Genomic DNA, 9,398 nt, shown 5'->3' on the forward strand with positions numbered 1-9,398 from the left:
CCGCTCGGCCGCCCGGCCGTCGCCGGTCACCGCGAGGGCGCCACCGCCCCGGCGGCTGACCGCCTTCGCGCCGTTCTCGGCGCGGGTCGCGGCGTCGAGGGGGGTGGCGTTGTTCCCGGCACCCTCGGCGCGCAGGGAGGGTTCGGGGCCGGAGTCCATCGGCAGGGTGCCGCCCAGCGCGATGGCGGCGAGGGAGACGGCGCTGGCCGCGGCGAACGCGAAGCGCCGCCCGCGCCAGGGCGAGCGGTCCGCGTCGCGGGCCACCTCGTGTATGCGGAAGACCGAACCGGAAGCGGAGCCGCCGGGCAGCACGGCGGTGGAGCCGTGGGTGGCGGGGAGGTAGCCGAAGCCGTCCAGGGGGGAGGGGGCGGTGTCGGCGCGGGTACTGCCGCCGGAGGGCCGGAGCCCGGGGAAGAACTCGTCGGCGAAGGGCCCCCGGCCGCCGAACGGTCCGCCGGAGCCGGTGTCGTCGCCGCCGGGGCCGCCGGGAAGGCCCTGCAGGCGGGCCAGGAACCCCTCGGAGGGCGAGGGCGAGGCGGACATGGCGAAAGCGCTCTTGAGGCGGCGCTGGGCATCGGCCTCGGCCTTGCACTTGGCGCAGGTCGCCAGGTGGGCCAGGACCCGCTCGCGGGCGTCGTGTTTCAGCTCGCCGTCGACCAGCGCGGCGAGGCGGTCCCCCAGATGCGCTTCCGCGGGGGTGGGTCCTGTGCCGCTCACGCCGTTCCGCCCTCCCCTGCCAGGACCGCGTCCGCCAGGGAGCGCTGCTCGGCGCGCGCCTCGGGCGAACGGTGCTTGAGCGCCTTGCGCAGGTGCGAGCGACCGCGGTGGATTCGGCTGCGGACGGTGCCGAGCTTCACCCCGAGGGTCGCGGCGATCTCCTCGTAGCTGAGGCCCTCGATGTCGCAGAGGACCACGGCCGCACGGAATTCGGGCGCGAGGGTGTCCAGCGCCTGCTGCACGTCGGCGTCGAAGTGGGTGTCGTTGAAGACCTGCTGCGGGGACGGCTCACGGCTCGGCAGGCGCTCGGCCGCGTCGTCGCCGAGCGAGTCGAAGCGGATGCGCTGCTTGCGCCGGACCATGTCCAGGAAGAGATTGGTCGTGATGCGGTGCAGCCAGCCCTCGAAGGTGCCGGGCGTGTACGTCGACAGCGAGCGGAACACCCGGACGAAGACCTCCTGGGTCAGGTCCTCGGCGTCGTGCTGGTTTCCCGTCAGCCGGTAGGCGAGGCGGTACACGCGGCCGCTGTGCGTGCTGACGATCTCTTCCCATGAGGGCGGGGTCCACGCCTGAGAATCCGCATCAGAGGCGAAGGTCGCGGTCGGTGCGGAGTCTTCGGAAGAACGGTCAGCAATGTTGGTCACGGATTTCGGCTCACCGGCCGACCTGAGGAGACGCCGCAGCATCCCTCCCCGGTCCACAGGCGCAGCCGCACCTCCCCTATCGGCTCTGGTGGTGTCCAGTGGAGCCCCTACCATAGCCACCTCGCCCGTTAGCTCCGGATAAGCCTTTTTCCCTGATGGGGCCGGGCGTCGCCCGGGACTTTCCCGCAGCTCGCCGGTCCAATCCGCGGACCCGGTCACTGCGCTTTCCCCACAGCTTGCACAACGCCCGGTCCCATCTGCGGGTTCCCGGGTCCAGCGGATACAGTCACCGTTGCGCCAACTACGGGGACAGGAGAGGGTCATTACCGCCAACCGGCAGACGAGCTGGGCGTTCGCCGACGCCTTTGTCGCCGAGGACGAAGCACTGCACGGGGCCCGGGAACGGGCCTGCGAGCTGGGGCTTCGCTCGGTGTCACCGGGCACCGGCGCTGCGCTGCGCCTGCTGGCAGCCGCAGCGGACGCCAAAGCGGTGGCGGAGATCGGCACGGGCACCGGCGTGTCCGGCATCTATCTCCTGCACGGAATGCGGCCGGACGGGGTCCTGACCACGGTGGATCCCGAGCCCGAGCGTCAGCAGTTCGCCCGGGCGGCGTTCCGCGAGGCGGGCTTCGCCACCAACCGGGCCCGGTTCATCCCCGGCCGCGCCCTGGACGTCCTGCCCCGGCTCGCGGACGGCGGTTACGACCTCGTCTTCTGCGACGGCGACCGGCTGGAGAGCCTCGATGTGCTCGCTGAATCGTTGCGCCTGCTGCGGCCCGGCGGGCTGGTCTGCTTCGAGGGCGTCTTCGCGGACGGCCGCACGGTCGACTCCGCGGCCCAGCCGCCCGAGGTGCTGCGGCTGCGGGATCTGCTGCGGGCGGTGCGCGAGAGTCAGGAGCTGATGTCGACCCTGCTGCCGGTCGGCGACGGCCTGCTCTGCGCGGTCCGGCGCGGCTGAGCACGCAAAACCTCGGGCCGAGCACGTAGATCCTCGTGATGAACCCGTGGATCCTCGCCGGGACGCACCACTGCCCGGTACGGAATCCGTACCGGGCAGTGGTGAAGGTGATGGGCGTTCCGCGTCAGCCGACGACCTTCTTCAGCGCGTCGCCGAGGGCATCGGCCTCGTCCGGAGTCAGCTCGACAACAAGCCGACCGCCGCCTTCGAGCGGAACGCGCATGACGATGCCCCGCCCCTCCTTTGTCACCTCGAGCGGGCCGTCGCCCGTCCGCGGCTTCATGGCCGCCATGCTCGTTCCCCTTCCTGAAACCAGCTCATCGCAACCGGCGGCCCCATGACAGGCGCTGCCTCACCGGCATCGAACACATTGCTTCTTCGCCATTATCCCGCATCAAGGACCCCGATGACCAACATCGGTCTGCATCGCTTGCGCAACGCGCTCTCGCAAAACCACCCAATTCGGCGATCCGGCTGCGATACTGCGCCGCCCCGGGCCCCCAGGTGCGGGCCAATCGTTAGACGCAGGTCACATCTCTGCCCAGCCCCGCATCGGCCATGCTTGCCTCCAGTGGCAACGATGCCCGAGCAGCGAGGGGATACCGGAATGGCCGACGAGCCGGCGAACACCGTCCTGTACGACGTGAGCGAGGGTCTCGCGACGATCACGATCAACCGACCCGACGCGATGAACGCGATGAACACCGCGGCGAAGGTCGCGCTCCGGGACGCGCTGCTGGCGGCGGCCTCGGACGCGGATGTCCGGGCGGTGCTGCTCACGGCCACCGGGCGCGCCTTCTGCGTCGGCCAGGACCTCAAGGAGCACGTCGCCACGCTCACGGCGACCCGCGAGGCGGGCGGCGGCAACGCGCTGAGCACGGTGCGGGAGCACTACAACCCGATCGTGCGGGCCATCACCGAGATGGCGAAGCCGGTCGTCGCCGGGGTGAACGGCGTCGCGGCGGGGGCCGGGTTCGGATTCGCGCTCGCGGCCGACTACCGGGTGGTCGCCGACACCGCCTCCTTCAACACCTCGTTCGCGGGCGTCGCACTCACCGCCGACTCGGGCGTGTCCTGGACCCTGCCCCGGCTGATCGGGCAGAGTCGCGCCGCCGACCTGCTGTTCTTCCCGCGGTCGATCTCCGCGCAGGACGCGCTGGAGCTGGGGATCGTCAACCGGGTCGTCCCCGCGGACGAGCTGGCCGAGGAGGCGGCGGCGGTGGCCCGTGCCCTGGCGGACGGCCCCACCGTGGCGTACGCGGCGCTGAAGGAGTCGATGGCGTACGGCGCCGGGCACACGCTCGCGGAGGCGCTGGAGAAGGAGGACGAACTCCAGACCCGGGCGGGCGCCTCGCAGGACCACACCATCGCGGTGGAGGCGTTCCTGGCCAAGGAGAAGCCGGTCTACCTCGGGAAGTAGCCGCTGCTCAGCGCGGCGCTCCCCCGCCGCCGCGCGCCACGCAGTCCGCGAGGTGGTCGTCGACCAGCCCGCAGGCCTGCATCAGCGCGTAGGCGGTGGTGGGGCCCACGAAGCGGATCGAGCGCTTCTTCAGCGCCTTGGCGAGCGCGGTGGACTCCGGCGTGACGGCCGGGACGTCCGAGAGGCTGCGCGGGGCGGGCCGTCCGGCCGGGTCGGGGGCGTAGGACCAGATCAGCTCGTCCAGCTCCCCTTCCCGCCAGCCGGCCAGCACCTTCGCGTTGGCGAGGGTCGCGTCGACCTTGGCCTTGTTGCGGATGATCCCCGGGTCCGCCAGGAGCCGTTCCCGGTCGGCGTCGGTGAACTTCGCGACCGCTTCGATCCGGAATCCCTCGAACGCGGTACGGAAGGTCTCGCGGCGGCGCAGGATCGTGATCCAGGAGAGCCCGGACTGGAAGGCCTCCAGGCAGAGCCGTTCGAACAGGGCGTCGTCCCCGTGGACAGCCCGGCCCCACTCGGTGTCGTGGTAGTCGAGGTAGTCCTCGGCGGACAGGCCCCACGGGCAGCGCAGCCCGCCGTCGGGGGCGGCCAGGGCCACGCCGCTCATCGCCCGTTCTCCTCGGTGCGGTCCGAGCTGTTCGGGTGGTCGCCGGGCTCCGCGGGCCGGTCCCCGGGCTGCTTGAACAGGTCGGTGCCCGTCGTCACCGCGGCCGCCTGCACCCCGGCCAGGGCGGATTCCAGCTCCGCGATCCGGGCGTCGCGCTCGGCCAGTTCGGCGCCGAGCCGGGACAGCGCCTCGTCGACGTCCACCATCCGGTAGCCGCGCAGCGCCATCGGCAGGCGCAGTGCCTCGACGTCCGCCCGGCCGACCGGGCGGGTCGCGGGCAGCGGATCGGTGAACCGCTCGGGCGGGACGTCCTGGAGCACCGCGCTCCCACCGCCTCCGACCACCGCGAGGGTGACCGCGGTGACGACCACGACCATCGTGAGCAGCAAGAACCAGAACACGCGCATCTCCCCGGGGGCGGAAACCTCGTCCGGCTCCGATCGTGCCATGCGACACCGACAAGTCGGGGCCGACCCGATAAGGCCTTAGGGTCGCAGGCGGGCTATCTGAGGAGGAGACACGGGATGCGAAGCGGTGCACTCAGGCTGGGGCGGCGGGAATTCGGTCCGCACGAGCCGGTGATCATGGCGATCGTGAACCGGACCCCGGACTCCTTCTACGACCAGGGCGCCACGTTCGGGGACGAGCCGGCGCTGGCCCGGGTCGAGCAGGCGGTGGCCGAGGGCGCGGCGATCATCGACATCGGCGGAGTGAAGGCAGGCCCCGGCGAGGAGGTGAGCGCCGAGGAGGAGGCTCGCCGCACGGTCGGGTTCGTCGCCGAGGTCCGCCGCCGTCACCCGGACGTGGTGATCAGCGTGGACACCTGGCGGCACGACGTGGGCGAGGCGGTCTGCGAGGCCGGCGCGGACCTGCTGAACGACGCGTGGGGCGGGGTCGACCCGAAGCTGGCGGAGGTCGCCGCGCGGTACGGGGCCGGTCTGGTGTGCACGCACGCGGGCGGCGCGGAGCCGCGGACCCGGCCGCACCGGATCGCGTACGAGGATGTGATGGCGGACATCCTGCGGGTGACGGTGGGGCTGGCCGAGCGGGCGGTGGAGCTCGGGGTGCGGGCGGACGGGATCATGATCGATCCGGGTCACGACTTCGGGAAGAACACCCGGCACTCGCTGGAGGCGACGCGGCGGCTCGGGGAGATGGCGGAGACGGGGTGGCCGGTGCTGGTGTCCCTGTCCAACAAGGACTTCGTGGGCGAGACGCTGGACCGGCCGGTGAAGGAGCGCGTCATCGGCACGCTGGCGACGACGGCGGTCTCGGCGTGGCTGGGGGCGCGGGTGTACCGGGTGCATGAGGTGGCGGAGACGCGGCAGGTCCTGGACATGGTGGCGTCCATTGCCGGGCATCGTGCGCCTGCCGTGGCGCGGAGGGGGCTGGCGTAGGTCGCCGCCTGCCCGCGGCGGGCGGGGTCCGGGGCGCTGCCCCTGGACCCCGCTCCGCAAGCGCCGGATGGGCTGGTACTGACGCCCTCGAACGCCGGACGGGCTTGAGGGGCCGGGCGGGGGCGACCGGTCCTACCGACCGACCTCCTTCGTGACCAGTGTCACCGCTTCCTCCACGTCGTCCGTCACGTGGAAGAGCAGCAGGTCCTTCTCCGAGGCCTTGCCCTGGGCCACCACCGTGTCGCGGAGCCAGTCGATCAGGCCGCCCCAGTAGGCCGTGCCGAACAGGACGATCGGGAAGCGGGTGACCTTGCCGGTCTGGACGAGGGTCAGCGCCTCGAAGAGTTCGTCCAGGGTGCCGAGGCCGCCGGGCAGGACCACGAAGCCCTGGGCGTACTTCACGAACATCGTCTTGCGGACGAAGAAGTAGCGGAAGTTGACGCCGATGTCGACGTGCGGGTTGAGGCCCGACTCGAAGGGCAGCTCGATGCCGAGGCCCACCGAGACGCCCTTCGCCTCCCGGGCGCCCTTGTTCGCGGCCTCCATCGCGCCCGGACCGCCGCCGGTGATCACCGCGAAGCCCGCGTCGACCAGGGCCTTGCCGAGCTGGACGCCTGCCTCGTACTCCGGCGATCCGGCCGGAGTGCGGGCCGAGCCGAAGACGCTGATCGCGCTCGGCAGTTCGGCGAGCGCTCCGAAGCCCTCGACGAACTCCGACTGGATGCGCATCACCCGCCAGGGGTCGGTGTGCACCCACTCGGAGTCGCCCTCGGAGTCCAGCAGCCGCTGATCGGTCGTGCCGGGCTGGACCTGCTCCCTGCGGCGCAGGACCGGGCCCAGCCACTGTTCCTCGGGGCTGACCGCGCCCTCGGGAACCTCCGCGCCCTCAGGGATCCGTGCGTCCTCGGCGTTGCCCATGTTCCGCTCCCTCCACCGACCCGCGTCGCGCTGGGTCGTGTCGTACTGCGTACGGCCAGCGTAGATCGGCGGAGGTTACGGGCGGGGGAATGCCGTGCGTCAGCCGGTCAGCCAGGAGCGCAGCCGGTCCTCGCAGTGGGTGATCTTCGCGACCGCCACGTGCTCGTCGCGCTTGTGGGCGTACATCGGGTCGCCGGGGCCGTAGTTCACCGCGGGGACGCCGAGCGCGCCGAAGCGGGAGACGTCGGTCCAGCCGAACTTGGGCCGGGCGGTGCCGCCGACGGCGGTCATGAACGCCTGGGCGGCGGGGTGGGAGAGGCCGGGCATGGCGGCGCCGGAGTGGTCGTCGATGACGATCTCGGCCACACCGCAGTCGGCGAAGACCTCACGGACGTGGGCGATGGCCTCCTCCTCGCTGCGGTCCGGGGCATAGCGGTAGTTGACGACGACGGTGCAGGCGTCCGGGATGACGTTGGTGGCGACGCCGCCCTCGATGCCGACGGCGTTGAGGCCCTCGTGGTATTCGAGGCCGTCGATGACCGGGCGGCGGGGCTCGTACGCGGCGAGCTTCGCCAGGACCGGGGCGGCGGCGTGGACGGCGTTGGAGCCCATCCAGCTGCGCGCGGAGTGGGCCCGCTCCCCGGCCGTCCGCAGGTGGACCCGGAGCGTGCCCTGGCAGCCGCCCTCGACCTCGCCGTCGGAGGGTTCCAGGAGGACGGCGAAGTCTCCGGCGAGCCATTCGGGGTGGGCGTCGGCGATGTGGCCGAGGCCGTTGAGGTGCGCGGCGACCTCTTCGTTGTCGTAGAAGATGAAGGTCAGGTCGCGGTTGGGCTCTGGGACCGTCGCGGCGATCCGGAGCTGGACGGCGACGCCGGACTTCATGTCGGAGGTCCCGCAGCCCCAGAGGATCCCGTTGCCGTCCAGGCGGGAGGGGACGTTGTCGGCGATCGGCACGGTGTCGATGTGCCCGGCGAGGACGACACGCTCGGCGCGGCCCAGGTCCGTGCGGGCGACGACGTTGTTGCCGTGCCGGTCGACGGTGAGGTGGGGCAGGGCACGCAGGGCCGATTCGATCGCGTCGGCGAGGGCCTTCTCCTCCCCGCTGACCGAAGGGAAGTCGACGAGCCGGGCGGTGAGCGCCGGTCCGTCCAGGGTGAGGTCAAGGGTGCTGTCGGCCATGGACCCGACCCTAAGGGACTTGGGTATCGGCCCTGGCCGGGCCCTCCAGTACGGTGGGCCCGTGCCCCGGACAGCCAGCCCCACCCGCCGCAGCCGCCTCATCCGATTCGCGGCGGCCTTCGCCGTGCTCGGGGCCCTGGGCGGTTATCTGGCCGTGCAGTACGACTCGTCCGGCTCGAAGAACCCGCCCCGCTGCGTCGTGGAGGCCTCCGACGGGGACGGCGGGACGTCCCACACGTACGAGATGAGCCTGGCCCAGGCGGTGAACGCGGCGACGATCTCCGCGGTCGGCACCACCCGGGGCATGCCCGAGCGGGCGGTGACGATCGCGCTGGCCACCGCGCTCCAGGAGTCCACGCTCCGCAATATCGACTACGGGGACCGGGACTCGCTGGGGTTGTTCCAGCAGCGGCCCTCGCAGGGCTGGGGCACGCCCGCGCAGCTCATGGACCCGGTCTACTCCGCCGGTGAGTTCTACGAACATCTCGCCGAGGTTCCGGGCTACTCGCGGCTGCCGCTGACCGTGGCCGCGCAGCGTGTGCAGCGGAGCGGGTTCCCGCAGGCGTACGCGAAGCACGAGCCGGACGCCGCGCTGCTGGCCGCCGCGCTGACCGGGCGCAGGCCGGCCTCTCTGAACTGCACCCCGTCGACGGCCACGGCGGAGGGGCCGGGGGACGCCTCGCGGGTGCGGGCCGAGCTGGTGCGCGCCTTCGGCAAGGACGTGCTGCCCGTCACCAAGGCCGCCGGCGCGTCCGCGGCGTCGACCGTCTCGGTGCCGGTCCCGGCGGCCGCGGCGCGGTCGGAGGACTCGGAGGACAAGGCCGCGCAGCGCGGCTGGGAGCTGGCGCACTGGGCCGTGGCGCAGTCCGAGGCCCTGCGGATCGAGCGCGTGAGCTACGCGGACCGGGTGTGGGACGCCGATTCGGGCTGGCGGACGGAACGCGCGAAGAACAAGGAAACGGACACGAAAGCCGTCAGGATCCAGGTCGTTCAGTAGTACGCCCCGTCACCCGTACGGGCCCTGGGGGCCATGCCCCCGGACGTTTTCCGCGCGGCCTCTCGCGACCTCGTAGGCCTGCTCCGATCCCCTTGCCGCCCAAGGGAAGTGACGGTTCGCCGGACCGCGGCGGTATGGATCGTTTGCCCGGGTTCTTCCGCTGCGGATAATCGGACCCATTACCCAGTCTTTACCTTGGCCCACCGCAACCTCCCCCTCCCCCGAAGCGGTTGTCAGTGCGTCCGATCACCGGACAGACAGATTCGTGCACAACCCGCTGAAGGAGCATCATGGCCCTCCCCCTGACCCGTCGGATCGCTCGTGCCGCGCTGCTGATCGCCGCAGGCGCGGCCCCCGTGGTCGGTGCGGCCGGCGCCGCGAGCGCCGCAGATCTCCCGGCGACCCCTGACCTGGGCGGCCTGACCGCGCTGGACGGCGCCGGTCTCGGCGACACCGTGGACAGCGCCGTGCGGCAGGGCACCCAGGCGGCCGGCGACACCGGCGGCCGGCTCGTCGGCACGGCCGTCCCGGCCGCGGGCAAGACCGTCGGCCAGACCGCGGGGG

Annotated in this window: 11 protein-coding genes and 1 pseudogene; 5 read left to right on the forward strand and 7 right to left on the reverse strand. The window is 72.3% G+C overall.

The window, feature by feature from the left end; genetic code table 11:
- Both CR470_RS32200 and sigE read right to left on the reverse strand, forming a co-directional pair.
- Positions 1 to 717: anti-sigma factor family protein (locus CR470_RS32200; RefSeq protein WP_097871001.1), on the reverse strand; the 717-nt coding region annotated here is incomplete at its 3' end.
- Positions 714 to 1,403: an RNA polymerase sigma factor SigE gene (gene sigE, locus CR470_RS32205; protein ID WP_003966488.1), complete on the reverse strand. Its 690-nt coding sequence runs from the start codon at positions 1,401 to 1,403 to the stop codon at positions 714 to 716. The genes sigE and CR470_RS32200, both read right to left, overlap by 4 nt.
- A gap of 250 nt (positions 1,404 to 1,653) precedes the next feature.
- On the opposite strand from sigE, the gene CR470_RS32210 reads away from it, so the two are divergent.
- Positions 1,654 to 2,319, forward strand: coding sequence for an O-methyltransferase (locus tag CR470_RS32210; RefSeq protein ID WP_097871002.1), 666 nt, complete (start codon positions 1,654 to 1,656; stop codon positions 2,317 to 2,319).
- Positions 2,320 to 2,443: 124 nt separating this feature from the next.
- Here CR470_RS32210 and CR470_RS32215 read toward each other — a convergent pair whose 3' ends face one another.
- Positions 2,444 to 2,611 carry a DUF3117 domain-containing protein gene (locus CR470_RS32215; protein ID WP_003966491.1) on the reverse strand — a complete coding sequence of 56 codons (168 nt, stop codon included), beginning with the start codon at positions 2,609 to 2,611 and terminating at the stop codon, positions 2,444 to 2,446.
- A gap of 315 nt (positions 2,612 to 2,926) precedes the next feature.
- Between CR470_RS32215 and CR470_RS32220 the strand changes: the two genes are divergently transcribed.
- The gene (locus CR470_RS32220) at positions 2,927 to 3,739 is read left to right on the forward strand and encodes an enoyl-CoA hydratase/isomerase family protein (RefSeq protein WP_097871003.1); all 813 of its coding nucleotides are present in this window, start codon (positions 2,927 to 2,929) and stop codon (positions 3,737 to 3,739) included.
- 7 nt (positions 3,740 to 3,746) lie between these two features.
- On the opposite strand, the gene CR470_RS32225 is transcribed toward CR470_RS32220, so the two are convergent.
- Both CR470_RS32225 and CR470_RS32230 read right to left on the reverse strand, forming a co-directional pair.
- Positions 3,747 to 4,343 carry a DNA-3-methyladenine glycosylase I gene (locus tag CR470_RS32225; protein ID WP_097871004.1) on the reverse strand — a complete coding sequence of 199 codons (597 nt, stop codon included), beginning with the start codon at positions 4,341 to 4,343 and terminating at the stop codon, positions 3,747 to 3,749.
- Positions 4,340 to 4,750, reverse strand: coding sequence for a cell division protein DivIVA (locus CR470_RS32230; RefSeq protein WP_373561457.1), 411 nt, complete (start codon positions 4,748 to 4,750; stop codon positions 4,340 to 4,342). The genes CR470_RS32225 and CR470_RS32230 overlap by 4 nt, the downstream gene beginning before the upstream one ends.
- Before the next feature lie 117 nt (positions 4,751 to 4,867).
- Between CR470_RS32230 and folP the strand changes: the two genes are divergently transcribed.
- The gene (folP, locus tag CR470_RS32235; RefSeq protein WP_097871006.1) at positions 4,868 to 5,740 is read left to right on the forward strand and encodes a dihydropteroate synthase; all 873 of its coding nucleotides are present in this window, start codon (positions 4,868 to 4,870) and stop codon (positions 5,738 to 5,740) included.
- Between the two features lie 132 nt (positions 5,741 to 5,872).
- On the opposite strand, the gene CR470_RS32240 is transcribed toward folP, so the two are convergent.
- Positions 5,873 to 6,658 carry a TIGR00730 family Rossman fold protein gene (locus CR470_RS32240; RefSeq protein WP_097871007.1) on the reverse strand — a complete coding sequence of 262 codons (786 nt, stop codon included), beginning with the start codon at positions 6,656 to 6,658 and terminating at the stop codon, positions 5,873 to 5,875.
- A 99-nt stretch (positions 6,659 to 6,757) separates the two neighbouring features.
- Positions 6,758 to 7,837 (reverse strand): succinyl-diaminopimelate desuccinylase, encoded by a 1,080-nt coding sequence (gene dapE, locus CR470_RS32245; RefSeq protein WP_097871008.1) that lies wholly within the window; start codon positions 7,835 to 7,837, stop codon positions 6,758 to 6,760.
- Positions 7,838 to 7,898: 61 nt separating this feature from the next.
- Between dapE and CR470_RS32250 the strand changes: the two genes are divergently transcribed.
- Together CR470_RS32250 and CR470_RS32255 are read left to right on the forward strand one after the other, a co-directional pair.
- Positions 7,899 to 8,834, forward strand: a complete 936-nt coding sequence (locus CR470_RS32250; protein WP_179892443.1) for a hypothetical protein — start codon at positions 7,899 to 7,901, stop codon at positions 8,832 to 8,834.
- Between the two features lie 290 nt (positions 8,835 to 9,124).
- A pseudogene (locus CR470_RS32255) lies at positions 9,125 to 9,398 on the forward strand (ATP-binding protein); the annotation flags it as partial.

The organism is Streptomyces sp. rh34 (assembly GCF_002551245.1).
Lineage (GTDB): Bacteria > Actinomycetota > Actinomycetes > Streptomycetales > Streptomycetaceae > Streptomyces.